We start from the raw sequence: 26126 nt of genomic DNA, 5'->3' as shown, positions 1-26126 counted from the left end.
CTTGACGATCTCTCGGCCCTAAAGGACGGAGATTCCCTCCACGCTGCGCGTGGAACACGCTGCGTCCGGGTGGATTCCTGCTTCGCGGCGCGGTGCCGGCACGGGTGCCGGTCTTACCTGCGCTCCACAGGCGTTTAGGCTCTCGGCGCGTCCCGCCGCGAGTATGTTGATGGCCGCGTTGACGTCCCGGTCGTGGGTGCTGCCGCATGGGCAGGTCCACGATCGGACATTGAGCGTCATCTTGTTGTTGATCCGGGCGCAGTTCGCGCACATCTTCGTGCTCGGGAAGAACCGGTCCACCCGGGCGAAGGTCCGCCCGTACCGTACGGCCTTGTACTCCAACATTCCCGTGAACGATGCCCAGCCGGCATCGTGGACGGACTTCGCGAGTCTGGTTCGGCCGAGTCCGGTCACGCACAGGTCCTCGACGTATACCGCTTGGTTGTCGCGGATGATCGTCGTGGACAGTTTGTGCTGCCAGTCCCGCCGGGTGTCGGCCACCCGGGCGTGTGCCCTGGCGACTGTCACGACGGCTTTCTTGCGGTTCTGACTGCCTCGCTGCTTGCGGGACAGGTCCTGCTGCGACCGCTTGAGCTTGCGGGCCGCGCGGCGCAGGAACTTCGGTGCGGCGACCTTCGTGCCGTCGGAAAGGACGGCGAAGTGGGTCAACCCGAGGTCGATGCCGACCTCGGAGTCCGCGGGCGGCAGTGGTTCATCGGTGGCCTGCACGACGAACGAGGCGAAGTACCGGCCCGCGGCGTCCCGGATCACCGTGACCGAGGTAGGCTCGGCCGGCAAACCCCGCGACCAGCGCACGCTTAGGTCACCGACCTTCGGCAACCGCAGCCGGCCATTGGCGCAGACCTTGAACCGGCTGTTCCTGGTGAACCGGATGGCCTGCCGGTTGTCCTTGCGGGACCGGAACCGCGGCGGAGCGACCTTCCGACCTTTGCGTTTGCCGGTGACCGAGGCGAAGAAGTTGCGGTAGGCGGTGTTCAGGTCGGCGAGGGCCTGCTGCAGCACCACCGACGACACCTCGGCCAGCCACGCCCGTTCGGGTGTGGCTTTGGCCAGGGTGATGACCTGCCTGGACAGTTCCGCGTCGGTGGCGTACCGCCGTCCGGCGTCGCGGGCTTCCTGCCGCGCGCGCAGTCCGTCGTTGAACACTACCCGCGCGCACCCGAACGCCCGAGCCAGCGAATGCTGCTGACTCGGCGTCGGGTAGACGCGGTAGTCGTAACGGAGCAGCACAGGCAAAACGTACGATTGGTTTATGGCTCAGATCGAAGGCATTCGCACTGGCAGACACTGTGTTTTCGCTCTGCACGCTCATTTGGTCTTCGTGACTAAGTTCCGGCACGAAGTGTTCGCGGACCGGCACCTCGCCCGGATGGAGGAGATCGTGCGGACGGTGTGCGCCAACTTCGAGACTGAGTTGGTCGAATTCAACGGCGAGAACAACCACGTCCACCTGCTCGTGAACTTTCCACCCAAAGTCGCCCTGGCGAAGCTGGTCAACTCCCTCAAGGGCGTGTCCAGCCGACGGATGCGGCAGGAGTTTCCCGACCTGCGGCGGCACTACTACCGGGCCAACAAGCTCTGGTCGGGATCGTACTTCGCAGGCTCTCTCGGCGGGGCACCTCTCAGTGTCGTACGTCAGTACATCGAGCAGCAGAACCGTCCGGTTTAGAGCACTGCTCGGGCTTAGCGCCCTCCCAGCGCGGGTCTCCACCCCCGCCCTGAAGGGCGGAGCACTGGCCCGCAACCCGGTAGCCGACGGGCCCTGCGAACCGCTCCCGCACCGTGGGCACCGCCTCGGCGAGGAAGTCGCGCACCGCGGCGCGCGCGGCCGGGACCGCCTCCCTTATCCGCATCAGTTCGGTGAACAGCGCCATGCGCTCGGCCAGGTCGCGGCCGGGCAGGAAGCCGTCGGTGACCATGGCGATCTCGGAGCCGGTGAGGTACACGACCGACGCCCCGATCTGCCGCAGCCGCTCGGCCCGCTCCGCGCCGTCGAGCACGAACGCCATGAGCCCGTCGCGGTCGAGGCCGTCGGTGAACGGGCTGTACCACACCTCGAGCCCGGCCTCGACGGCGAACCTCGCGGTCAGCTCGAGCCGGTCCTGGACCCCGCCGGTGATGCGCACCGCGTCGCAGTGCAGCTCGTCGCGGATGACGCGCAGGTCGCGCCGCACGATCTCGGGGTCGAATGGCTCGTGGGCGTGAGTGAGTCCGGCTACGCGGGGATGACCATGGACCGGGTCGCCGCCCGGGCCGGGACCAACAAGAACGCCATCTACCGCCGGTGGCCGCACCGGGCGGCGCTGGGCATCGCGGCGTACCGCCACCTGTCCGACGCCGTGCTACCGAACCCGGACACAGGCACTCTGCGGGGCGACGCGCTGGAGATGCTGCGGCGGGCGAACGAGACGTGGTCGTCGCCGTACGGGACGATCCTGCGCGGGTTGCTCGCCGCCGCCGCCGACGACCCCGAGCTGCTCACCCTCATGCGGGAGCGGTCCGGCGCGGACACCATGGACCGCGCCTGGCTGGCGATGCTGGAGCGCGCCGCAGCCCGGGGCGAGGCACCGGCCGCGGCCGTGCACCACCGGGTGGCGACGACGCCGATGATGCTGCTGCGCGCCGAGTACGCGATGCGCGGCATCCCCTCCGTGCCCGACGAGGTGCTGGTCGAGATCGTGGACGAGGTGTTCCTACCGCTCGTGCGCGGCCGCCACTGAACGTGCGCGGCGGCCGCGCGGAGGCTGGTCGGGGTGATACCGCTGCTGGCCGACCGCGTATCCGGACTCAGCCGGCCTTGGAGCGGAAGACCGGGTAGTAGCCGCCGGACTGACCGGCTGCGGTCGGGTGGTAGGAGATCCCGATGCTGGCGAAGTTGAGCGCGTGCAACCACTTCGTGCCGCCGCTGCACAGCTGGTGCCCGACGAACTGCGACCGGACGTCGGCGAAGGTGAACCCGGCGGCTGCGGCGGCAGTGCGGATGATGTCGTCCACCAGGTTGATGCCCTCGTTGATCTTCGTACGCGAGGTGACACTGAGCCCGACACACGTCGTGCCCAGCTGGTAGAAGACCGGGTAGCCGACGACCACCACCCGGGCCGAGGGCGCTCGGTTCCGGATTCCGGTGTAGACGTTGCGCAGCAGGGTGGGCAGGTCGGCCCGGGCCTTGTCTTCGGCAGCCTGCACGGCGGCCACGCAGTCGGTGGTGCCGTAGAGCACGCAGGTGGTCATGATGTTGGCGAAGCCGACGTCGTTGCCGCCGACCGTGACGCTGACCAGGGTCGTGGCGGCGCTGAGCGCGCCAAGCTGCGTGTTGATCACGCTGGTGGTGGTGGCGCCCGAGCAGGCGACCGAGCGGTACGACGCAGGCTGCACATTGGTGGCGTACAGCGCCGGATACGCCTTGGTGCTGCGCTGGCAGGAACCGCTCTCGGCGGTGTAGCTGCCGGCACCGACCCCGGAGGAGTAGGAGTCGCCGAGGGCGACGTAGTGGTCGCTGGGAGCGGCCTGGGCGGGCGCTGCCAGGGCGAGGGTGGCGCCCAGAGCCGTGACCAGGCTCAGGACGAGGGTTGCCAAACGGGATCTCCGCACGTTGCACTCCGGTGGTGTAGGAGGATCGGTGGGAGATTGATATCACCTAATATTGATGCTGGAAAGATCCTTCCGGCAAGTTCCGTGGTAGCGGCAATTTCCGCCGGTGGGCGCAGGGGTCCAATGTGGACAGTCGCGGGCAACTCCCGCGGAACCGGTCGTCCAGAACGGCTCGGCCACCCCTGCGAGGCGCCCATCGGGCGCGCCCGCCACCGCTCCGATCGGCACTCCGGCAGGATCCGTTGACCCCCGAGGAAGGTGGACCACCTCATGAACCACCCGCAAAACGAAAGGTTGAGCCGACGCCGCGTACTGGGCGGAGCAGCCGGACTGGCAGCGGGCGCCGCGGTCGTCGCGGCGGGGCTGCCGTCCGGCGCCGCCGCCGCTCCCCCGCGGACCGCGCCCGACGTCGCCCGCTGGCACCGGCAGGCGGCGCACGTGACCATCACCCGCGATGACTGGGGTATCCCGCACGTGGTCGGCAGGACCGACGCCGACGCGGTCTTCGGAATGATGTACGCCCAGGCCGAGGACGACTTCAACCGGATCGAGAGGAACTACCTGGTGAGCCTTGGCCGCCTCGCCGAGGCCGAGGGTGAGGGTGCGATCTGGCAGGACCTGCGCCAGCGGCTGTACGTCGACCCCGGAGCGCTGAAGAGGGACTACGCGCAGAGCCCGTCCTGGCTGCGCAAGCTGATGCAGGCCTGGGCCGACGGGCTGAACTACTACCTAGCGACACACCCCGAGGTGCAGCCACGTGTGCTCACGCGGTTCGAGCCGTGGATGCCGCTGAGCTTCTCCGAGGGCAGCATCGGCGGTGACATCGAGCGGGTGCCGCTCACCCAACTCGAAGCTTTCTACAGCAAGCGCACGGTGCCGATGACCGATGACGAGCGCGGTCTGCTGTTCCGCGAGCCCAGCGGCTCGAACGGCATGGCGATCGCTCCGAGCCACACGCGCAACGGTCACGCCCTGCTGCTGATCAACCCGCACACCAGCTTCTTCTTCCGCTCCGAGCAGCACGTGACGAGCCGGGAGGGGCTCAACGCCTATGGCGCGGCCACCTGGGGCCAGTTCTTCATCTACCAGGGCTTCAACCCGAACACCGGCTGGATGCACACGTCGAGCGGCGTCGACAACGTCGACGAGTTCGCCGAGACGATCGTGACCCGGGCGGACGGCCGACACTCCTACCGCTACGGCAACGCGCTGCGGCCGGTGACGACGAAGACGATCACGCTGTCGTATCGCACGACGGATGGCGGGCGGGCTCGGCGTAGCTTCACGACCTTCGCCACCCACCACGGCCCGATCGTCCGGGAGGCGGACGGCAGGTGGATCGCGTTCGCGCTGATGAACAAGCCGGTCGAGGCGCTGCAGCAGAGCTTCCTGCGCACCAAGACGCGGGACTTCGCGGACTTCATCCAGGTGGCGGGCCTCAAGGCCAACAGCTCGAACAACACGCTCTTCGCGGACTCCAAGGGTGAGATCGCCTTCCTGGTGCCGCAGTTCATGCCGCGCCGCGACGATCGCTTCGACTACCGCAAGCCCGTCGACGGCAGCGACCCGGCGACGGACTGGCGCGGACTGCACAGCCTCCGAAGCCTCCCGCAGGCGGTGAACCCGAGGAACGGCTGGGCGTTCAACGCCAACAACTGGCCCTGGACCGCGGCCGGCCCGGACAGCCCGGACGCCGCCGACTATCCGCGCTACTTCGACCAGGCCGGCGAGAACCCCCGTGGACCGCAGGCGATCCGGGTGCTCACCGCGCGCGACGACTTCACCCCGCAGACGCTCATCGCTGCCGCCTTCGACACCTACCTCACCGCCTTCGCCCGACTCGTGCCCGGGCTGATCGCGGCATGGGACAGGCTGCCCGGGGGCAACCAGCAGAAGGCGGCGCTCGCCGACCCGATCGACCTGCTACGCGGCTGGGACTACCGCTGGAGCGCGCAATCGACCGCGACGTCGCTGGCCGTGTTCTGGGGCGAGGCGCTCTGGGCGCCGCTGGCCCAGGCGGCGAGAGACGCGGGCATGTCGATGTGGGACTACCTGGCCGAGCGCGCCACCGATGCGCAGCGACTCACCGCGCTCGAAGCGGCGACGCAGCGGCTGACGCAGGATTTCGGCAACTGGCAGGTGCCCTGGGGCGAGATCAACCGCTTCCAGCGCAACGACGGCGCGATCGTCCAGACGTTCGACGACGCCAAGCCGAGCAGGCCGGTGCCCTTCACCTCCGCGCAGTGGGGCTCGCTCGCCTCCTTCGGGGCGAGGCGCTACCCGGGAACGAAGCGCTACTACGGCACCAGCGGCAACAGCTTCGTGGCGGTCGTGGAGTTCGGCCCGAGGCTGCGCGCCTGGGCCGTGACGGCGGGGGGCGCGAGCGGCCACCCGGACTCGCCGCACTTCAACGACCAGGTCGAACGCTACGCGAGCGGCAACCTCCGGCCCGTCTACTTCTATCCGGAGGACCTCAGGGGCCATGTCGAGCGAAGCTACCGGCCGGGTAGGTGATCACTCGCCCACAGTCAGGTCGTCGACGCCGTCGCGTGCCCAGGCCGGCCATCCGGTCGGGCACGCCTCGGCGCCGGCTGCCTACTCCTCCGGGATGCCCGGCCCGACCTCGCCACGCCTCAGGTGCTCGGCGTTGCGGTCGGCTTCGCTGTTGGCGTGCGCCGCCCCGGCGCCCGGGTCTCTGGTTCGGCGTCCTTCGGCGTCCTGATACACCTCGCCGCTTTCGAGTGCATCCTCCTGCTGCCGCCGGCTCTGCTCAGGTGTGGTCACAACGCCCAGTTACCCTGCACCCACAGCAGCAAACGGCAAGATCCAGACTATCCTCCGGGCCATGACCTCGATTCCACCCGATCGGCGCGGCGTCGACTCGGCCCTGGACCCCTCCACGGAGCAGATCCGGGACATGGTGGCCCGATCCGTCGACTGGGTCACCGCCCACCACGACTCGATCCGTGACCTGCCCATCGCCCCGCGCACCTCCGCCGCCGCGCTGAAGGAGACGCTCGCCGAGCCCCTGCCCGTCGAGGGCCGTGACTTCGCCGACCTGCTCAGGGTCTTCCGTGAGGTGGTTGTGCCCGGCACCCGGCACAACGGGCATCCCCGCTTCTTCGGGTACGTCTCGGCGCCGGGCACCGCCGTCGCCTCGGTGGCCGACTTCCTCGCGTCGGCGCTGAATGCCAACCTCACCGCGTGGCGGTCGGCACCGGCTCCCGCCGAACTGGAGCATGTGGCCATCGACTGGATCAAGGAGGCACTCGGCTGCGACCCCGGTGCCGGAGGCCTGTTCATGAGCGGCGGTTCGATGGCGAACTTCACCGCGCTCGCCGCCGCCCGGCACCGCCACTGCGGTGACACGGTCGCCACCCACGGTGCGGCCGCCCACCCGGCGCCGCTGCGCGTCTACGCCTCCACCGAGACCCACCACTCGATCCACAAGGCCGCCGCGCTGCTCGGCATCGGGCGGGCGAACGTCCGCGACATCCCGGTGGACGCCCGTTTCCGGATGGACGTCGACGCCCTCGTCCGCGCCATCGAGGAGGACCGTGCCGCCGGGGCGGAACCGCTCTGCGTGGTGGCGAACGCCGGCACCGTCGTCACCGGCGCGGTCGACCCGCTCGCCGACATCGCAGCGGTCGCGCGGGAGTACGGGCTGTGGATGCACGTCGATGCCTGCTATGGCGGCTTCGCGCGGCTCTCCCCCACGGCCCGTCCGCTCTTCGACGGCCTGTCCGAGGCCGACTCGATCGCCCTCGACCCGCACAAGTGGCTCTACCTGCCCGCGGACTGCGGCTGTCTCATCTACCGCGACCCCGAGGCGGCGCGGCCCGCCTTCAGCCTGGACGCCGACTACACCCGGGTCACGCAGACCGAACCGGCCGAGGCCTTCGCCTTCTGGGACTACGGCCCCGATCTGTCCCGACGATTCCGGGCACTCAAGGTCTGGATGACGCTGGCGCACGCCGGTTCGCGAGCTGTCGGCGACGCGATCGAGAGCAACCTCGACTGTGCCCGGCACCTGGCCGAACTCGTCGAGGGCAGCGCCGACTTCGAGCTCCTCGCCCCGGTCGAACTCTCCATCTTCTGCTTCCGCTACCTGCCGTCGAACGCACGGGCCGGTTCACGGTCGCGCACCGAAGAGGAGCAACTCGACCGCCTCAACGAACGGATCATGCTGGCAGTCCAGCAGGCCGGCAGCTCGTACCTGTCGAACGCCACCGTCAACGGCCGCTTCGCGCTGCGCGGCTGCGTGCTCAACTACCGCACCACGCGGCGCGACATGGAGATCCTGCTCGACGACGTACGCCGCGCCGCCGAGCAGGTGGTCGAGAAGACCCCTGAAGACTCGACGGACGCGGCGTAACGCGCGTCAGCGTGGCGGCCGTCAGATGGCGGCGGTGCCCGTCAGCTCATCGCGGACGTCGCGGCGGTCAGCATCGACGTCGGGTGCCTTCGCGAGGTGAGCCGGAGGGGCCGCCTTCGTCGACTTTTCCCGGCGCCGCAGCCAGAGGTCGACCACGAGGTTCAGCGCAAGGCCGATCACACCCCAGATCGCGATGACCAGCAGGTTCCGGCCGACCCCGTTGCCGTCGAAGTAGATCAGGGATCGAGCGGTGTCGACCGCGGCCGGCAGCGGCAGGATGTCCTGCAGATGCCGGAACAACTCGGGCACCATGTACACCGAGAGTCCGCCGCCGGACGCCGGCACGCCCGCCAGCATCAGCACGACCATCACCGGGATGATGGCGGCCAGGCCGAGGGTACGTGTGAAGACAGCGGTGGCGAGGGACACGGCAAGGATGGTCGCCGCGCCGAATCCGATCATCTCCCAGGCGTGCCCGTTGACCGCGCCGATGATGACGTCGAAGAGCACCCACAGCCACACGGACATGCCGATCGCCCAGCCGCCGAGCAGCGGCAGGAACTGGCGCAGGCGCTTGAGCTCCGGCGCACCGCCGCGCAGTACGGCCAGCATCAGGAACCCGGCCATGATCCACGACATGCCGACGTACAGGCTGTTGCTGCCCATGGTGTCGGTGTCCGTGAGTGGCGTCACGTCGGTGGTCGTCAACGGGGCCTGCTGCTGGGCGGAGATCTGCTGGAACATCGCCTGCACCGCGCTCTGCTGGCTGACCCCGGCAGCTGAGGAGGTGTAGAGCGTCGCCGCGGCGTCGGGCGCCGCAGGCAGGACGTAGGCGGCGACCACGTCCTGGGAGCGGATCCGGTCGGTGGCGTCGTCGACCGACGTGGCCACGCCGACGTCGAGGATGTCGCCCAGGTTCGACCTGAGTCCGGCGGCGACCTGGTCGGCCTGCTGCGCGTTGGCGCTGACCACGATGACGGGAAGGCTGTGCACCTGCGGCTTGTGCATGGAGAAGCCCATCAGGCCGACCACCATCACCAGGATCGACAGCGGGAAGGCCGCCACCGCCAGGTACCGCGTCCACAGCGGTCGATTCGGACCACCGGCCAGCGCCGGCATCGGCGTGCCGGGGTGGACGCCCGGTGCCACGCCCGGAATCGCCTTCCCGCTGACGCGCTCCTTGAGCAGGGACAGCAGCAGCCCCGCGACCAGCCAGATGGCGAGCGTCAACAGGTGCCCGCCTGCGCCGCGACCGTCGAAGTAGAGCAGCGAGCGCAGCGCTTCCCCGGCGGCCGGCAGGGGAAGGACGCCGTGCAGGAACTGGAAGAAGCCAGGCATCACGTCGATCGACAGCGCCAGGTTCGACGACGGCATGCCGAACACGACGTACAGCAGCATGCCGACCAGGACGGCGAGCGGACCCATCAGCTTGGTGAACAGCAGCTGGGCCGCGCCGACAGCGCCGACGGTGAGCATCCCGACGCCGAGGAACTGCAGATAGTGGCCTTCGACTGCGCCGACGATCGGCCCGAGGATGAGCCAGATGATCGTGCTGGTGGCCGCCGCCCAGCCGGTCAGCAGCGGCACGAACCGCCGCAGCGACAGCAGGTGCGGGGTGGCGATCACCAGCAGGCTCAGGGGGACGTACCCGGCCAGCATCATGCCCATGGCGGCGAACAGCACCGAGATGCCGGCCAGGTCGCCCTCGGGCAGCGGGGCCACGTCCTGAGTGGTGGTGGTCCAGTCCTGCTGCACGGCGATCGGGGCAAGTAGTTGCTGGGCGGTGGTGGCCTGGGAGGCGCCAGCCGCCATCGCGGTGTAGACGGTCGCCTCGCGGGAACCGGCGGCCGGGATCTCGATCGCCCCGGCGATCTCACGTTCTTCGAGCAGCTCGACGGCATCACTGCCGGAGGGGACCAGGCGTGCGTCGACGGCCTGGCCTGACGCGGAGTTCAGCCCGTCGACGACTGCCTGAGCCTGCGCGCCCGATCCCACCACGGCAACCGGCATGTCGCGCGGCTGCGGGGAGTGCATGGTGGCCACGTAGGTGGCGAACATCATCGTGACCATGAGGAACGGCATCACGAAGAGAGCGACATACCGGGCGATCCGGGTCTTGCGGTCCTCGACAGGCGGGCCGGTGCCAGCCTCGGCGGCGGGAGCAGAAATGGTCGAGCTGTCCAAGGGGATACTCCAGGCGGGTTGCGGGAGGCGTCTGCGTCACACGTGGAACGGAAGGCTTGCCCCGCGTAAGCCACGTGACTTATAAGAGTAAGTCACGTGGCTTGTAATGTCTTGGAACGGCTACCTTGATGTAGATCACACCGCCACGCCACCTGGAGGAGAGGGCTGCGATGACCCAGGCAGAACCGGCTCGTACCGCACTGCTCGACGCGGCGGAGCGCCTATTCGCCGGGTCCGGCATCGCGCAGATCTCCGACCGCAAGGTGGCCGAGGCGGCCGGAAACACCAACCATTCCGCGGTGCGGTACTACTTCGGGGGCCGGGACGGGCTGTTGCACGCGCTGATCCTTCGCCATGCGGCCGCGCTGGAAGAACCGCGCCGGGCGATGTTCGAACACTCCGACTCGGTTCTCGGCGACGTCCGCAGCCTGGTCATGCCGACCATGAAGGTGCTCGCCGGGCTACCGCAGCCGACCTGGCGCGCCCGGTTCCTCGGTCAGGCCCTGCACGATCCGGCCACCAGGCCACTCCTGATCGAAGCCGCGGACGCCGTGCCCACCGCGAGAATGATCGTCCGGTCACTCGCAGCGCGCCTCGAGCACCTGGATCCGGACATCGTGGCCGCCCGGGCAGGGCTGATCACCATGATCGTCTCCACGGCCGCCGCCGAGGTCGAGGCCCGCACCGAACGCAGCGGTCAGGATGCCCGCTGGGCGTCAGTGGGCGACTTCCTCTGCGACGCCATCGCCGGCATGCTGCTCGCCCCCGTCACCCAGGCAACAAGCAGTAACCCGCTCACCGAGGACCCCGCATCCGCCGACACCGCGGGGTGACCACCGCGTCGACCCGCGGCTCCGGCCGAGGGCGCGTTCAACCAGACGGCAGGAGCGGACGACGGGCCAGCCGCCGTGCAGACTGAACCGGATCTGCTCGACCGGCCCCGACCGCCTTGGTGCCGCTGTACGCAGCTGCTGCCGCTGAGGTCGCCGGCAGTGGTCGACGTGGCGGCGGGTGGGCCGACGCATGGCGGAACGCCCAACCCGTCAAGGGTTGGGCGTTCCCCCCGTCGCGAGGCGACAGGTCACTTCTCGTCGTTGGGTCAAGCGTCCCCGTGGTCGTGGCCCTTGTCCCGGTTCTCGTCGCCCTTGTCGTCGTGGCCCTTGTCCCGGTCCTTGTCGCCCTTGTCGTCGTGGCCCTTGTCCCGGTCCTTGTCGCCCTTGTCGTCGTGGCCCTTGTCCCGGTCCTCGTGGTCCCGGTCCCAGTTCTTCTTGAACTCGTTCCAGTCCCGGTCCTCGTCGCTGCTCCACCACGAGTTCCGGTCCTCGTCCTTGTCGCGGCTCCGGTTCTGGTCCCGCTTGTCGTCGCTCTTGATCTGGCCGCGGATTTCGCCGTTCGGGTACTTCTTGGTGTGCACGTTCACGTAGGTGACGCCGGCCTCGATCGCGTCGACGAGTTCGTCGAACTCGCCCGGCTCGATGCCCTGGTCGGCGGGGCCGACCACGTCATCGGGCTTGATGGTCCCCTTGATGGTGGCTGGGGCCTGGGGGCAGGACTGGACGTCGTGCGACGCGCCGCCCTTCGCGTCCTTCAGGTTGGAGCACAGGAAGACGGCGATGCCGCCGCTCTGGTGCCTCCCTCCGAAGTGGATGTGGGCCTGCTGGACGTCCTTCAGGTCCTCGTAGCTCAGCTTGAACTCGATCTTCTTGTCCCGCTCGTCGATCGTGGCTTCGAACTGGCCGGAGCCGGGCGTCGAGATCGGCTTTGGATCTTCCTCGAAGCCGCTGAGCTTGGCCCGGACGTTCACCTCCTTACGGTCCCGCGAGTCGCTCCAGTCCCGCGAGTCGCGGGAGTCGTGTGAATCCCGCTTGTCGCCCGAGTCGTCCCGGCCGTCGCCCAAGGCGGCGGTACCGATGGCGGTTACCGCCACCGCTGCGCTGGCCGCCATCGCGACCGCCCAGAGTCGGGTACGTCCCATCATTGCTGCTCCCTTCTCCGTGGAGTCCTGAGCCGCGGGATCACCGGCGGACGAACCACTCGTGACCGGACTCAGGCAGGCAAAGGTGCCGTGCGCCGGAGGTCGTTGTCGTCGAGACCGTCCCACGCTCGGTTCGATTGGCACCCTTTGTGAAATTGTTCCACGTTCGCGGCAAACATGAGCCAGCTTCCCTGATCCGACCGTCAGGGATCTTCGGGAGGTGTGGATCGGACTGGGTGCTGTGCGGCCCGCCCGGGCGGTTCGATTGATCGACTCGGTGTCGGCGATGTCGCCGTATCCCGACGCGAGGATGCCCCCACGTCGGCGATCTGGCGTTGACCATCACCAGCGGGCCCGACCGGCTGCACCCGTGCGGGCGGTACCCTCCGGCGTGCTCATCCGGCCCGACGGCCGCGAAGACGTACGGCGCCCGTCCCGCCCGGGCTCGCCGCGGCGATCAGGTTGGGTACGTGGGGCAGGCCCTGGCTGCGCGGGTCCATGGGATCCTCGCCTGCCGCCGACACGGCGCGGTGACCCTCACGCCGACCCGCGGCTCCGGCCGAAGGCGCGTTCAATCAGACGGCAGGAGCGGACGCATGAAGGTCCGCTCGTAGCGCATGACACAACCCGACTCGTCGCGAATCCGATCAGCCGCGACGAACTCCGGGTCATCGCCGAACCGTGCGCGGTAACGCTCGTAGGCCGCCAGACTCTCGAAGCTGAACAACGCTTCGGCCTGGTCGCTCGCGCCCTCGGCCGGCAGGAAGTAGCCGTGGTGCACACCACCGTGCTTGGCCACCAACCGCATCCACTCCCGGGCGAAGCGCTCAAATGCTTCGATCTGTGCGGGATCGATGGTGTAGTGCACCACGCAGGTGATCACGCATTCACCATACGCGCGCGGTGGCCGAGCGCTGAGCGCGCTCGGCCACCACGACTGACGTCAGGTCAGCGCTGACCCCCCAGGTACATCGCGTTGAACAGCAGCCGGTACGTACCGTGCGACTGAGCCCGGTGCTGCGGCTTGAAGCCGATCATCACGACCTGCCCGTCGCCCACCTTCGCCGTCACCACGGCCGCCTTGCCACCGATGACGTCCTCACCGAGGAGGAAGCCGCTCTTCAGCAGGTTGGTCTTCGGCCAGGTGGCCGCCACCGTGACACCCTGCGCGCCGTCCTCGACCTCGAACGCCGGCCCGTCGGCGACGAACGCCGACGCGGTCGATCCGAACCCGGCGGCGACCGGGTCACTGGCGTCGACGTTGAGGTTCAGCACCGAGCCCGGAATGTTGTAGCTGGTGTCCGGCACCCCCTCGGTGACGTCCTTGACCGGCACGTCGAACGCCTTGATCGGCAACTCGGCCGCCTTGTTGAGGGTGACCACCGTGCCGCCCGCCTCGACGAACGCCTTCAGGTTGGCCACGCCGGCGTCGGTCATCCCGCCGGTGTACTCCGGCGGCAGCGAGCCCGCCGCCCGGCCGTTGCGCATCGAGTTGTACGTGGCGTCGGGCAGCACGATCGTGTCGAACTTCGCCCGCAGATCGCCGGCCCGGACCGACGCGTTCGTCAGCTTCTGGTAACCGAAGCCGAACTGGTCCAGGGCCAGCCGGGTCCAGCCCTCGTCGTAGTTGTTGAAGCCGTCGTACAGTCCGATCCGAGGCGCGACGAGCTCCCGCACCTTGGCCGGCTTCGCATCCACCGCGGCGATGCTGAGCCCGTACCGGGTGGCGAGCGCCGTCACCCGAGCCTCGGTGCCCGGACCGGGCGTCACCAGGAACGTGCCAGCCGGCAGCTTGCCACTGCGGGTGGTCACCTCAGCGCTGCTGAGGAAGACCTTGTCCCCCGCCGCCAGCAGGGAATTCACGGCGGCGGAGCTGTCGTTGACCCGGGGGTCGAGGGCGTACGCGTACTTCGGCGCGCCGGCCACCACACCCGCCGGTACCTTCGGCGAGTCGACCCGGACAGTGCTGGCCTGCACCGCCTGGCCGAGCTTGTCGACGGCGACGCCCATCTGGAACGACAGGGTGTAGCCGGTGATGTCGTACGGCGGCTCCAGCGGGCCACCCGGGTAGAGCCGCCGGTCCGGGTAAACCTGCGGGTTCAGCAGGTCCAACACGGCTGCCCGGTACGGCTGGGCCTCCCGCACGAGGTAGCTCCCGGCCGGGTAGGTGCGCTTGCCGACGGTGAAGGAGTTCACCGCACGCTCGACCTGGATGTTGTTCCAGCGCAGCTTGTCCACCAGTTTGGTGGCGGTCGGGAAGTCCGCCTGATCCGCGGGGATCACGTAGGTGGTGCCGGCACCGTTGCGGGCACCGTCCCGGGCCATTTGTGCCACGCCGTAGAGCAGGCCCTCGCGGTCGTCGCTGGCCACCCGCAGCATCGCCCAGGAGGCCGTCTTGATGTAGTCGCAGCTCTGCGACAGATGCCACTCGCCGCCCTTCCAGGGGCTGGGGTAGAAGACCGACGGCTCGCTCGTCGAGGTGCCGTCCGCGAAGGTCTTCGGGAAGGTCGCCGGGTCGTACACCCTGGGGGTCGCCGAGGCGTGCGCGGTCTCGGTCAGGATGCCGATCTGGTTGTGGTAGTACGGCGCGGTCCGCGCGCCGCCGTTCCACCAGATGTCGTACGACTGGCGGGCCAGTGCGCCGACCTTGCCCTCACGATCCAGCCGCTGCCCCATCGCGTCACCGACGAGGTTGACGCCCCGGACCACCTGGGGGTTGATGTTCGGGTTCAGCGGGTCCTCGTACGGCGGGATGCTGATCCGGGCGGGGAAGACCGCGGTCTGGTGCACGTTGTGCATGACCTGCGGAATCCACTCGTGGAACAGTTGACGCCCGACGTTCTGCGTCTCCTGCAGGTTGAACATGTACCAGTCCCGGTTGTTGTCGTGTCCGGCGTACTTCTGGTACAGCTCGGGATAGCCGGCATCCTGGTAGGGCCCACCCAGGTTCTTCTTGTACCACTCGGCGACCTTTGTGCCGCCGTCCGGGTTCACGTTCGGCACCAACAGGGTGATGACGTTGTCCCGGATCGCTCGCGCCTCGGGCGTCTCGCTGGTCACCAGGTCAAACGCGAACTGCGGGGCGGTCTGGTGGCCGGCCACCTCGGTGGAGTGGATGCCGAAGTCGACCCAGGCGATGGCCTTGCCGTTCTTCGCCAGGTCACGCGCCTGAGACTCGGACAGCGAGTCGCCCTGGGAGAGCCGCACCGAGGTTTCCCGGTAGCGCTTGAGGTTCGCGTCCTTGAGATTCTTCTCGGAGGAGACGATCGCCATCAACTGCGGCCGTCCCTCGCTGGTCTTGCCGATCTCGACCAGCTTCATCCGGTCGCTGGCCTTGTCGATTGCCCGGTAGTACTCGGCGATCTGCTCGTAGGTGGCGAGCTTGTAGTCGGCACACGGCGCCCAGCCGATCACCGACTCCGGCTTCGGTACGCGGTTCGAGGCGGTAGCGGTGGTCGCCGACGTCAACACCGGCGTACCGACCAGAGCCAGCGCGCAAGCAACCGACACCGTTGTCCGAGACAGTCTTCGTTTCACCTGATACCCCTTCGCAGTACGTACACGACGGAAAAGGGTCCGGTAGGGGCGGCCGCGCCAATCGGATAGCTTGATTCAACAGGTTTCGATCGAGGTCCGGAATGCTCAGGATGGCAGTTGAGGAAATCTTGAGACTCACCACTGTGCCGGATCGGACCAGGACCAATTTTGTTTAGGCACGACAATTCCACCAAGGACTTAATGGACAGTCCTCGGTGTTGGCGTGGCCACAAAGGGCGGGCATTGAATGCCCGCCCTTTGCACGTCACTGGCTGAGCTCGGCGACCTCCTCGGCCGTCAGGCGGAGCGCTTCGGCGGGAGCTGCGCCCCGCGCGGCGGCGGTGGGCGGGTCGGCCGGCCGCCGCAGATGCCAGTCCGTCACCGCCTGGTAGGCGGCCACCACGGACAACAGCCGGTCCTCGGCGTACGGGAGGCCACCCAGGATGGTGCCGACCGGTAGCCCCGCGGTGGTGAACCCGATCGGGAAGGCGATCTCCGGCAGGCCCAGGATGTCGAAGGGCACCGGGTCGGTCTGCACCACCACGTCGCAGTCGTCGAAGAGGTCGTTGAGCACCCGGTCCATCAGCAGCAGCTTGGCCCGCTGACCGGTGATGAACTCGTTGCCACCCATCAGCGCTCCTTGCAGCCAACTGGTCACCGACACACCGAAGCCGCGCAGGTCGGTGCGCAGGTACGGCATGAACGGCTCGGCTCGCTCGGGCAACCGGATGTTGTTGAAGGTGCTGCCGGTCAGCTGACTCCACTCGGCGGGCAACTGCACGTCCACCAGGGTGACGCCCGGGATCGCGGCGAGCTGCGCCAGGTACGCCGTACGGGCCAGCGCACTGGACGAGGTGCCGTTGGCGAAGCCCGGCAGCACGCCGATCCGGGTTTTCCAGCGCAGCTTGACGCGGCGTCCCTGATAGACCGGGCTCGCCGCGTCGATCAGGTTGGGTACGTGGGGCAGGCCCTGGCTGCGCGGGTCCATGGGATCCTCGCCTGCCATCGCAGTCAGCATGATCGCAGCGTCCTTGGCGTCGCGCGCCAACGGGCCCGGATGGTCGCGGCTGTACGTGAGCGGAATGATGCCGGCCGCCGAGACCCGACCCATGGTCGGCTTGAGGCCGGTGAGGTTCTGCGCGTTGGACGGGGCGGTGATCGAGCCGCCGGTCTGCGTGCCGATGCCCGAGGTGGCCATCCGGCCGGCAACCGCGGTGGCGGTGCCGGTGGAAGACCCGCCCGGGTCGACGCCGCGGTCGGTCGGCGTCCAGGCGTTCACCGTGGTGATCACACCGGCCGGCGTGGTGGCACGGGTGGTCGCCAGCGGGCCCATCTGAGTCTTGCCGAGCACGATCGCGCCGCTTGCCTTCAGCCGGGCCACCGCAGTCGCGTCGTACGGAGGCACGAAGTCCTTGAAGAGGAACGAGTTCGCGGTGGTGGGGACCCCTTCCGTGTAGTAGTTGTCCTTGATGGCCAGTGGGATGCCGTGCAGCGCACCGCGTCGGGGCCTGCGTCCGGCATCTCTCGCGGCCGCAATGGCCGCGTCGGCGAGCACCCGGTTGAACGCCTGGTAGCTGCCGTCGTACCGGGAGATGCGATCCAGGTACGCCTCGACCAGGTGCTCGGGGGTGAGTTTGCCGGCGCGGATGAGCCAGGCTGCCTCGGCGATGGTGAGCTCGGACGGATCGGCGAGCGCTGCCGGCCGGGGTTTGGTGTAGGCGTTCGGCTGGTCCAGCGGCCGTCCCCCCGCTCCCGGCTTGGCGTTGGTGGACAGGCCGCTGCTCGCCAGCGCGACCGAGGGCAGTCCAACGTTGACGCCCACGGCTGAGACGGTGGCCAGAGCCGCGGCGCGGGCCAGAAACGCGCGGCGGTCGACCGTACGGTCGAGCGGTTCGGACGTCATGCCTTCCGCCATTCAGTGCTGTTGGAGGGGTAGAGGACCGGCACGTGCTGCTGCGACAGCGCCTTCGCGGTGTCGGGATCGGTGCCATCGGGAGCGGGCAACTGGTATGCGGCGAGCGTCGCCACGGTGCCCCGCATGAAGGAGCGCAGCGAGGCGAGGACGGAGTCCCGGCCGGGCGAGCCGGTCTCCGGGTCGGGGCTGGTCCCCGGCGGAAGTTGGTCGAGGTCGATGCCGAGGGCGGCGAGCCGGGCACGGATCAGAACGTTCAGCTCAGCATCCGTGGGCGGAGTAGGTGCCATGATGCTCCCAAGTCGTGCGACAGGGGGTGTCGCGGGTCCCGGTCGAAGTGACCTTGACCGTAGGCCGGTAGCAACTCGCGGCGGCCGGGCGCGCGTACAAGTTGAGCAATATTTGAGTTTGCCGATCATGTGGCAGCCGGCACCCGTCGGGAACTGGTCGTCAGGGCGACCCTGTGCCGGTCACAATGAGCGCCGTGCAGAGATCAACGCAGCGTCTGCAGACAGAGCGACGGTGGTCCGGGACAGCCATCGACTCGGACCTGCTGTTCGACACCACCCGCAACCTCACCGCGCGAGGCGAGGCGACCACAGGCCTGTTCGCGGTGGCGCTGGTCCGCGAGGGCACGTCACTCGGCTGGCCGGAGCCGTGGCGGGACCTGCTCCGTTCGCTACGGGAGCACCCGGTCGCCGACGTCCGCGATGCCGCCTTCGACATCTCGATGGAGGCAGTCTGACCGTACCCACCGCCTGCCCTGCCCCGTCGTCCGGCCCGGCGCCGGTCAGGTACTGCGGAACGCGCGGCGGTAGGCCTGCGGGCTGGTACCGGTGATGAGTTTGAAGCGGTCCCGAAAAGCGGTGGCGGAGCCGAATCCGACCTGGGCCGCGACGCGGTCGACGGGATGGGCCGTGGCCTCCAGGAGGTGCTGCGCCTGGTGGACGCGCACGCGGTGCAGCCACTGCAGAGGCGTGGTGCCGATCTGGTCTCGGAAGCGGCGGTTCAGGGTGCGGGTGCTCATGCCGGCGTGCTGAGCGATGTCGGCGAGGGTCAGTTCGCGTCCTGCGTTGTTCCGCATCCAGGACAGCAGCGGCTCCAGGGTGACCCCGTCAGGGGTGGGCGGTTCGTGCGCGATGAACTGGGCTTGCCCGCCAGCGCGTTCCAGCGGCATGACGGACAGGCGGGCGGCGTCGGCTGCCACGGTGGCGCCGTAGTCGCGCCGGATCATGTGCAGGCACAGGTCGAGTCCGGCGGCGGCGCCGGCGGAGGTCAGGAACTGGCCATTGTCGACGTAGAGGACGTTCGGGTCGACCTGGATCTGCGGGTACTGGGCGGCGAGCTGGTCGGTGGCGATCCAGTGCGTGGTGGCGCGGAGTCCGTCGAGCAGGCCGGTGGCGGCCAGGGTGAACGCGCCGCCGCAGATCGACGCGATGCGGGTGCTGTTGGCTGCGGCGGCCCGCAACGCGTCGAGGGCCTCGGCGGGTGCTGCGGCGGTGGGGTCGGCGACGCCCGGCACGATGATGGTGTCGGCCTCGACGAGGATGTCCAGTCCCCACGGCACCGCGACGCTGAACGCGCCGGTGGTGACCTTCGGCGTCACGGCGCAGATCCGGACCTGGTAAGCGGCGCGGCCGTCGTGCAGACGGGTGCGGTGGAACACCTCCATCGGGGTGGCGAGGTCGAACGGGACGACGCTGTCGAGAGCGAGCACTGCCACGGTGTGCATGGCCGAAATCTAGCCAGCTAGGGCGTCACGGTGACGGGTTGCGCGGGTCTGCCCGCATCGGCGGGGCGGCGGCGGCTGAAACGGTGGTAGAGGTCTTTGATCGACGGGCCGCCCACGAAGCACCACAGGGCGATGACGGGATCGCAGATGGCGCAGCCGAACGACGAGTCGTGCAACGACGGGATGAGCGGGGTGCCACGGCGGTGGTGCATGACGTCCCAGGCGGTGTGCAGAAGCCACCCGATGCCGATGAGGGTGTAGGAGTTGAGCGCGGCGTAGCCCACCGCCACCAGCAGGGCGCAGAAGGCCAATTCCCACAGGCCGAATCCGCCGCCGCTGATGTAGGCGGCGCCAGCGCCCGTAACGATGAGTGCATTCAGACGACGTCGGTGCGGCTCGGGTACGAAGGAAATGAGCCCGACGTAGACCAGCCCAATGACGACTGGCATGACATAGCGAAGCACGATCTCAGTCCTGTCACCTTTTCCGGAATGCCGTATCGAAAGGCAGCCTACGGAGGCGTAAGCCCGGTAGCGAGAGGCGAAAATGCCACACCCCGACGGATTCTGGCCACGCCAGGCGGGAGTCAGGCGGTGGGCCGAAGGCGTTGCGCGTTGCTGGAGGCGGTCTTCCGGGAACGGGTCGGGGCCCTGTGCGCCCTCGCCCGCGACCTGACCAGCAGGGCCGACACCCGGGCCGCACTTCTGGAGTGGCTGAGCGCCGTCACCGCGTCCGCACGCTGGTCACCGGCATTGCCCTGGCAACGGAACACCACCCGGACCCGCCGCCGAAGCGGCTCGACTGCTGGGCCTGACCGTGGCGGGGATCAGCCCCCGTCAGGATTGAGGCAGCATATGTAGAATCCGTCTCACCTTCGGGCCGCGCCGGTCCGGCCTGTCAGGAGGGTGCGCTGTGTCCGTACCCACCGTGACCGGCCCCGCGACGCACTCCGCCGCGGGCCGCGACGGCGAGCGGCTCGGCAGGCGGGCCTGGACCTCGCTGGTGCTGCTCGGCTTCGTCGGCCAACTGGCCTGGACGGTCGAGAACATGTACCTCAACGTGTTCGTCTACGACACCATCACCGACGACCCCAATGCCATCGCCACCATGGTCGCGGCGAGCGCGCTGGCCGCCACGATGGCCACGCTGCTGATCGGTGCGATCTCCGACCGGTCCGGCCGCCGCCGGGTCTTCATCGCCGTGGGCTACGTCGTGTGGGGTGCCACCACGGCGGCGTTCGGCCTGCTCACCGTGGATGGCGTGGCCACACTGGCGCCGGCAGCCGACGCGGTGCTGCTGGCCGTGATCGCCGTGATCGCGCTGGACTGCCTGATGTCGTTTCTCGGCTCCGGCGCCAACGACGCCGGGTTCCAGGCCTGGGTGACGGACGTGACCCGGCCGGCGAACCGGGGCCGGGTGGAGTCCGTGCTGGCCGTGATGCCGCTGCTGGCCATGCTCGCCGTCTTCGGCGGGTTCGACGGTCTCACCCGGGCCGGCCAGTGGCGGACGTTCTTCCTGATCGTCGGTGGGATCATCGCGATGGTCGGGGTGCTGGCCTGGTTCCTGGTACGCGACGAGCCTGTGCCCGTCCGTCGTGGCGAGCGCCTACTCGGCTCTGTGCTGCACGGGCTGCGCCCGGCGACCGTACGCGCCAACCCCGGGCTGTACCTGGCGCTGGCCGCGTGGTCGATCTGGGGTGTGTCGACCCAGGTCTTCCTGCCGTACCTGATCATCTACGTGCAGCGCTACCTCGACATCGACGGCTACGCCCTCGTGCTCGGTGTCGTGCTGCTCGGCGCATCCCTGGTGAGCGTCATCGTGGGCCGGTTCCTCGACCGGGTGGGCCGGGTCAGCTTCCTCCTGCCCGCCGTCGGCGTGTACGCGGCCGGCCTGCTCGCGATGTACCTGGCCCGCGGCACGGGCCAGGCGATCGCCGCCGGGCTGCTCATGATGTCCGGGTTCATGCTGGTGCTGGCCCCGATCGGGGCGCTGGTACGGGACTTCTCACCGCCGGAGCGCGCCGGTCACGTGCAGGGCCTGCGCATGATCTTCGCGATCCTGGTGCCGATGCTCATCGGGCCCTATCTCGGTGCGGCGGTCATCACCGGCGCCGGTGAGACCTACGCCGACCTGGGCGTGGTCAAACAGGTGCCGACGCCGAACATCTTCCTGGCCGCGCTGGCGGTGCTCGCCCTCATCCTCGTACCGGTGCTCACCCTGCGCCGCCGGCGGTACGGCTCGGCGGCGCGAGCATGACCCGGCCGCTACTGACCCCGTGGGGCGAGGCGCTCGACCCCGACCGGCCGTTGCCGGAGTATCCACGCCCGCAGATGGTCCGCGACAGCTACCTCAACCTCAACGGCCGCTGGCAGTACGCGATCACCGACAGCGGCCGGCAACCGGACGAGTACGACGGCGAGATCATCGTGCCGTTCTCGCCGGAGACACCGCTGTCGGGCGTCGGCCGACAACTCCAACCAGGCCAGACGCTGTGGTACCGCCGGATGTTACGGCTGCCCGACGGGCTCCGACCCGATCCGTCGGCGCGGGTGCTGTTGCACTTCGGAGCCGTCGACCAGACCTGCGAGGTGTTCGTCAACGGCACGCTGGTGGGCGGGCACACCGGCGGCTACCTGCCGTTCCACTGCGACATCACCGACGCGCTGCGCGACGGTGACAACACTCTGGTCGTCGCGGTACGGGACGGCACCGACACCGACCACCACTCGCGCGGCAAGCAGCGGCTCCGCCGCGGCGGGATCTGGTACAGCCCACAGTCCGGGATCTGGCAGACCGTGTGGGTCGAGTGCGTGCCCGCGCTGCACGTACGGCGGCTCACCCTGACCCCGCTGCTCGGCGAGGGCTGCCTCGATGTGACGGTCCACGCCGGCCCGGACGCGCCCGACGCGACGGTGACGATCCTGGCCGGCGACGATGTGGTGGGCGTGGCGCAGGCACCTGCCGGACAGCCGGTACGCGTTCCCATCCCCCAGGCGCGACGGTGGAGCCCCGAGGACCCGTACCTCTACGGTGTGATCGTGGACCTGGGCGACGACCGGGTCCGCGGCTACGTCGGCATGCGCTCGTTCGGCGTCGGCCCCGGCCCGGACGGCACACCACGGCTGCTGCTCAACGGCGCGCCGTACTTCCACGCCGGCATCCTCGACCAGGGCTACTGGTCCGACGGCTGGTACACGGCTCCGTCGGACGAGGCGATGGTCCACGACATCGCGACCATGAAGCGGCTCGGCTTCACCATGCTCCGCAAGCACATCAAGATCGAGCCAGCGCGCTGGTACCACCACTGCGATCGCCTCGGCATGCTGGTCTGGCAGGACATGGTCAACGGCGGTGGCCGTTATCGGCCACTGGTGGTCACCGCGCCCGCGGTCAGCCCGCTCCGGCTGAACGACCGTCACCGGCGGTTGTTCGCCCGCGACGACGACGCCGGGCGCGACCAGTTCCGCGCCGAGCTGCACGACACCGTCGAGCACCTGCGCAACGTCGTCAGCATCGCGGTGTGGGTGCCGTTCAACGAGGGCTGGGGCCAGTTCGACGCGGCCGCGATCGCCGCCGAGCTCGCCGCGCTGGACCCGACCCGCAGCGTCGACCACGCCAGCGGTTGGCACGACCAGGGCGGCGGAGACCTGCGCAGCCTGCACGTCTACTTCCGCCGCTTCCGGGTGCCGCGGCGCGGGCGTGACCGCCGGGTGCTGGTGTTGTCCGAGTACGGCGGCTACAGCCTCGCCGTCAGCGGGCACACCACGACCGATCGCGAGTTCGGCTACCGCCGTTTCCGCGACGAGGCGTCGCTCGGTGCGGCTTTCCGCCGCCTGCACGCCGAGCAGATCGCGCCGGCGATCGCCGATGGCCTGAGCGCCACCGTCTACACCCAACTGTCCGATGTCGAGGACGAGGTCAACGGCCTGCTCACCTACGACCGCCGGTTGCTCAAACTGCCGGCCGAACTGGTGGCCGAGGTGAACCGGCAACTCCGTCTCTGACCGGAGCTACCAGCGGTTGCGCGCCTCCTCGGCCCAGCCGACGAGCCCGTCGAGACTCACCTTCGTCCCGTCGTCCGTCTTCGCCCAGCCGGAGAAGTGCCCGAAGCACTGGTGCGTCTCGTTCCCGACGACACCGAGGTTGGTGCGGGCCACCTTCTCGTGGAACGGCCGGAACTCGGCCTCGACCCGTTCCCCGCTGATCCGCCACGGGCGTAGCCAGTCCGACCGGTCGTAGGTCCAACGCAGCTCGTCGCCGATCTTGTGTAGCCGGCCGTCGACGAACAGGCCGTTCTCGGTGACGCCGGTGCCGTCGGTCCACTGACCGCCGAGCTGGATCGCACGTCCCGGTGCCGCGCCGGCGGCCCAGTTCCACGTGATCGAGTACGGCCACCTGCCGCGACCGTGGTCCAGCACGGCAAACGCGTCCGGCCCACCGATCTCGTACGCCTGGCCGTGCAGCTCCAGGATGCCGAGAACAGGGCGGCCGACGTCCTTGACCGTGTACTGGAACTGGGTGCGGCTCCACGGCACGACCACGCCGAGTGACTCGTGACCGGCCGGCAACGGTACGTCCACCTCCAGCCGTACGCCAGGGGCGCTCGCCGAGATGGTGGTGCCGTCCGGACGCTGAGCGATCCGGATCGCCAGCCCGTTACCCCGCGCACGAGCCTCGCCGACACCGCTCTGCGGCGGTAGCACCGTCCCGCGCGCCAGCGGCACCACCACGTCGGCCTTCGTCTCGACGCCGGTGTCCCGGTCGAGCACGTAGACGCCGTGCACACCGGCGTAGTCGAGCGACGAGGCGACCAGCCCGACGATGTGCTGGGGCGTGACGATGCCCCAGTACTCCCACCGCTTGGTACGGCCCCAGCCGCGCAGGTTCGCGGTGTGCAGGGGACGGCGGGTCCAGCCGACCGCCGCCGGATTGAGCCGCCCGTTCGACTGGCACAGATCGACAGGTGAGTCCAGTTCACGTTCGTGCGTCACGACGTGCAGGATAGCCCCCGCCGCCATCCCCAGCACTCGATCACGGCCCGAGACTGCGCGCCACGGTCCGTCGCGATCCTGTCCAGGAAGGACCGCCGGCACTCAGGAAACCCCGACTGCGGGTGCAGCCAGCTGCGCACTCGCCAGAGTTCCACCACAGCTGGCCGCGATCCCACAGCCGGTCGGCTGGCAGGTCCGCGACGTGGCCACGTCCCAGTCCTGTTCGCCGATCGGCGTCCGGCTCGGCCGACCGGAGCACCTTTTGGCTCATCTCGTTCTAAGTGAGCCGTAATCGAGGCTATCTGCGGCAAGTTGCTTGGTCAACGGCAAGTATTAGAACCATTTTCGTCTTAAAAACGGTATGGTCACGTCGTGACGCCGCCTGATGTCCCCGCCATTCCGAGCCACGGCACCACTGGCAACGAGCGGCTGGTCCTCGCCGCCCTACGGGGCGGAGTCGTTCTCAGCCGTGCGGAGTTGAGCGCCACGACCGGCCTGCCGAAGACGACGGTGACCGGCATTGCCAATCGCCTCCTGCAACGGGGCATGGTGGTCGAACACACCGCCGACGCGGGACGGCGGCACCAGGGTCGCGGCCGGCCCGCGAGTGGACTTGCGTTGGCGGACCCCGGCGGCCTGGTTGCCGTCCTCTCCTTCAGCCACACCACGATCCGGGCCGCGGCGGTCGGCTGGGATGGCACCCTTGCCGCCTACCGGGCGATCGACATCCACGGGGATCGCGACCAGCAACGCCTGACCGACCAAGGGCTCAGCCTGCTCGCGGAGGCGTTCGCCGAGACGGGGTCGACGCCAGAGCAGGCAGGCTTTGCCGTCATCGGCGTTCCGGCAGCCTTCGAGCAAGGGGTGGGGGCGGTATTCGGCCAGGTGCCCGACGCAACCCGCAAGGCCGTACCCGAGCTGGAGAAGCTCTTCGGGTGGTTTCGGTCGGACCCGGTACCCACCGTCACCGAACGACTCGGCATCCCGGCGATGGCGGAGAACTACGCCAACCTCGCAGCGCTGGGCGAGGCGACCGCTGGCGCGGGGCGCGGCCTGGACGACTTCATCTACATCAAGCTGGTCGAGGGAGTCGGTGCCGGGCTGATCCTCGGTGGTCGGCTGCATCGGGGTGCGCGCGGGCTGGCTGGGGAACTGGCGCACGTACAGGTGGTCCGCAACGGACGATGGTGCCTTTGCGGGAGTCGCGGCTGCCTCGCGGCAACCTATGGCGGCTTCATGGAATCGATCGGCCGCTCAACGTATCCGCGACCGTTGAGCGCCGCGGACATCCGCGGGCTTGCCGCCGTAGGCGAGGTGGGCACCCGGCGCATCCTGGCCGACCTCGGTCGGGGCTTCGGACGGGCGCTCGCCGACGTCTGCGTGATGCTCAGCCCGGAAGCGATCATCGTGGACGGAATGCTCGGTGCGGCCGCAGAGCCGTTTCTCACCGGCATGCGCGATGCGATCGACCACCGCATGCCGAGCGTCATGGCCCAGGCCGTGCAGCTGCTTCCTGGTGCGCTCGGGGAGCGGGCCGAGATGCTCGGCGCGGTCGCGCTTGCCCGGGCGGGACAGCTGCCCGCCGCGACCGCCGGCTGGTAGCGGGTAGGTTACGGCTGCAGCTTGTCCGCGACACTCATGTTTCCCACGTGTTGCGAAGTCCCCTGGCAGAGGATATGTTCTGCCCCACAACAAAGTCTTCCTCCGTCCTCGGCCGGCCGGGGGAAGCGCCAGCGTCGCGACCGTTCCACTCCGGCTCCTTGCCCGGTACTCGCCTGAACCGTCGCCTGGCCTCCTTCACGGGCCGG

The 26126-nt window shown here is 69.1% G+C and carries 22 protein-coding genes; 9 read left to right on the top strand and 13 right to left on the bottom strand.

Annotation, left to right across the window (positions count from 1 at the left end; all coding sequences use genetic code 11):
- Window positions 1-18 precede the first annotated feature (18 nt).
- Window positions 19-1251: an RNA-guided endonuclease InsQ/TnpB family protein gene (locus tag OG990_RS06600; protein ID WP_406079385.1), complete on the bottom strand. Its 1233-nt coding sequence runs from the start codon at window positions 1249-1251 to the stop codon at window positions 19-21.
- A gap of 22 nt (window positions 1252-1273) precedes the next feature.
- Between OG990_RS06600 and tnpA the strand changes: the two genes are divergently transcribed.
- Window positions 1274-1690: an IS200/IS605 family transposase gene (gene tnpA / locus OG990_RS06595; RefSeq protein WP_328418031.1), complete on the top strand. Its 417-nt coding sequence runs from the start codon at window positions 1274-1276 to the stop codon at window positions 1688-1690.
- Here tnpA and OG990_RS06590 read toward each other — a convergent pair.
- On the bottom strand, window positions 1644-2195 hold the full coding sequence (locus tag OG990_RS06590; RefSeq protein ID WP_406079384.1) for a hypothetical protein: 552 nt from the start codon (window positions 2193-2195) through the stop codon (window positions 1644-1646). The two genes, tnpA and OG990_RS06590, sit on opposite strands and share 47 nt — an antisense overlap.
- 27 nt (window positions 2196-2222) lie before the next feature.
- On the opposite strand from OG990_RS06590, the gene OG990_RS06585 reads away from it, so the two are divergent.
- Window positions 2223-2741, top strand: a complete 519-nt coding sequence (locus OG990_RS06585) for a TetR/AcrR family transcriptional regulator (RefSeq protein WP_406079383.1) — start codon at window positions 2223-2225, stop codon at window positions 2739-2741.
- A 67-nt stretch (window positions 2742-2808) separates the two neighbouring features.
- On the opposite strand, the gene OG990_RS06580 is transcribed toward OG990_RS06585, so the two are convergent.
- Window positions 2809-3597, bottom strand: a complete 789-nt coding sequence (locus tag OG990_RS06580) for an SGNH/GDSL hydrolase family protein (protein ID WP_328418037.1) — start codon at window positions 3595-3597, stop codon at window positions 2809-2811.
- 285 nt (window positions 3598-3882) lie between these two features.
- Here OG990_RS06580 and OG990_RS06575 point away from each other — a divergent pair, with 285 nt between their 5' ends.
- Complete coding sequence (locus OG990_RS06575) at window positions 3883-6126, top strand: penicillin acylase family protein (protein ID WP_406079382.1); 2244 nt, start codon at window positions 3883-3885, stop codon at window positions 6124-6126.
- 81 nt (window positions 6127-6207) lie between these two features.
- Here OG990_RS06575 and OG990_RS06570 read toward each other — a convergent pair whose 3' ends face one another.
- Window positions 6208-6396, bottom strand: a complete 189-nt coding sequence (locus OG990_RS06570) for a ribonuclease (protein ID WP_355603931.1) — start codon at window positions 6394-6396, stop codon at window positions 6208-6210.
- A 61-nt stretch (window positions 6397-6457) separates the two neighbouring features.
- Here OG990_RS06570 and OG990_RS06565 point away from each other — a divergent pair, with 61 nt between their 5' ends.
- Window positions 6458-7987, top strand: a complete 1530-nt coding sequence (locus OG990_RS06565; RefSeq protein WP_406079381.1) for a pyridoxal phosphate-dependent decarboxylase family protein — start codon at window positions 6458-6460, stop codon at window positions 7985-7987.
- 21 nt (window positions 7988-8008) lie between these two features.
- Here OG990_RS06565 and OG990_RS06560 read toward each other — a convergent pair whose 3' ends face one another.
- Window positions 8009-10171, bottom strand: coding sequence for an ABC transporter permease (locus tag OG990_RS06560; RefSeq protein ID WP_406079380.1), 2163 nt, complete (start codon window positions 10169-10171; stop codon window positions 8009-8011).
- A 170-nt stretch (window positions 10172-10341) separates the two neighbouring features.
- On the opposite strand from OG990_RS06560, the gene OG990_RS06555 reads away from it, so the two are divergent.
- A complete protein-coding gene (locus tag OG990_RS06555; protein WP_355603922.1) occupies window positions 10342-11004 on the top strand; it encodes a TetR/AcrR family transcriptional regulator in 663 nt (220 codons plus the stop codon).
- A 266-nt stretch (window positions 11005-11270) separates the two neighbouring features.
- Here OG990_RS06555 and OG990_RS06550 read toward each other — a convergent pair whose 3' ends face one another.
- The 5 genes from OG990_RS06550 to OG990_RS06530 all read right to left on the bottom strand — a co-directional run bounded on the left by OG990_RS06550 (window position 11271) and on the right by OG990_RS06530 (window position 17885).
- Window positions 11271-12149: a CHRD domain-containing protein gene (locus OG990_RS06550; RefSeq protein ID WP_355603919.1), complete on the bottom strand. Its 879-nt coding sequence runs from the start codon at window positions 12147-12149 to the stop codon at window positions 11271-11273.
- Window positions 12150-12717: 568 nt separating this feature from the next.
- Window positions 12718-13029: an NIPSNAP family protein gene (locus OG990_RS06545; protein ID WP_406079379.1), complete on the bottom strand. Its 312-nt coding sequence runs from the start codon at window positions 13027-13029 to the stop codon at window positions 12718-12720.
- Window positions 13030-13094: 65 nt separating this feature from the next.
- Complete coding sequence (locus tag OG990_RS06540; protein ID WP_386983124.1) at window positions 13095-15656, bottom strand: M14 family zinc carboxypeptidase; 2562 nt, start codon at window positions 15654-15656, stop codon at window positions 13095-13097.
- 292 nt (window positions 15657-15948) lie between these two features.
- On the bottom strand, window positions 15949-17586 hold the full coding sequence (locus OG990_RS06535; RefSeq protein WP_406079378.1) for an amidase: 1638 nt from the start codon (window positions 17584-17586) through the stop codon (window positions 15949-15951).
- Complete coding sequence (locus tag OG990_RS06530) at window positions 17583-17885, bottom strand: hypothetical protein (RefSeq protein WP_074311343.1); 303 nt, start codon at window positions 17883-17885, stop codon at window positions 17583-17585. Before OG990_RS06530 ends, OG990_RS06535 begins: the two co-directional genes overlap by 4 nt.
- 194 nt (window positions 17886-18079) lie before the next feature.
- Here OG990_RS06530 and OG990_RS06525 point away from each other — a divergent pair, with 194 nt between their 5' ends.
- Window positions 18080-18340 carry a hypothetical protein gene (locus OG990_RS06525; RefSeq protein ID WP_406079377.1) on the top strand — a complete coding sequence of 87 codons (261 nt, stop codon included), beginning with the start codon at window positions 18080-18082 and terminating at the stop codon, window positions 18338-18340.
- Window positions 18341-18385: 45 nt separating this feature from the next.
- Here the strand turns inward: OG990_RS06525 and OG990_RS06520 are convergent, their stop codons facing one another.
- Complete coding sequence (locus OG990_RS06520; protein WP_406079376.1) at window positions 18386-19327, bottom strand: GlxA family transcriptional regulator; 942 nt, start codon at window positions 19325-19327, stop codon at window positions 18386-18388.
- 17 nt (window positions 19328-19344) lie between these two features.
- A complete protein-coding gene (locus OG990_RS06515) occupies window positions 19345-19791 on the bottom strand; it encodes a DUF6010 family protein (RefSeq protein WP_406079375.1) in 447 nt (148 codons plus the stop codon).
- Window positions 19792-20239: 448 nt separating this feature from the next.
- Here OG990_RS06515 and OG990_RS06510 point away from each other — a divergent pair, with 448 nt between their 5' ends.
- Together OG990_RS06510 and OG990_RS06505 are read left to right on the top strand one after the other, a co-directional pair.
- A complete protein-coding gene (locus OG990_RS06510) occupies window positions 20240-21583 on the top strand; it encodes an MFS transporter (protein WP_406079374.1) in 1344 nt (447 codons plus the stop codon).
- Window positions 21580-23331: a glycoside hydrolase family 2 protein gene (locus OG990_RS06505; RefSeq protein WP_406079373.1), complete on the top strand. Its 1752-nt coding sequence runs from the start codon at window positions 21580-21582 to the stop codon at window positions 23329-23331. The genes OG990_RS06510 and OG990_RS06505 overlap by 4 nt, the downstream gene beginning before the upstream one ends.
- 6 nt (window positions 23332-23337) lie before the next feature.
- Here the strand turns inward: OG990_RS06505 and OG990_RS06500 are convergent, their stop codons facing one another.
- A complete protein-coding gene (locus OG990_RS06500) occupies window positions 23338-24318 on the bottom strand; it encodes a DUF2804 domain-containing protein (RefSeq protein WP_406079372.1) in 981 nt (326 codons plus the stop codon).
- 372 nt (window positions 24319-24690) lie between these two features.
- On the opposite strand from OG990_RS06500, the gene OG990_RS06495 reads away from it, so the two are divergent.
- Window positions 24691-25920, top strand: a complete 1230-nt coding sequence (locus tag OG990_RS06495) for an ROK family transcriptional regulator (protein ID WP_406079371.1) — start codon at window positions 24691-24693, stop codon at window positions 25918-25920.
- Window positions 25921-26126 lie beyond the last annotated feature (206 nt).

Origin of the sequence: Micromonospora sp. NBC_00858, assembly GCF_045207365.1 — a bacterium.
Lineage (GTDB): Bacteria > Actinomycetota > Actinomycetes > Mycobacteriales > Micromonosporaceae > Micromonospora.
The sequence above is the reverse complement of the archived record's forward strand: the minus strand, read 5'-3'. Positions and strand labels throughout refer to the sequence as shown.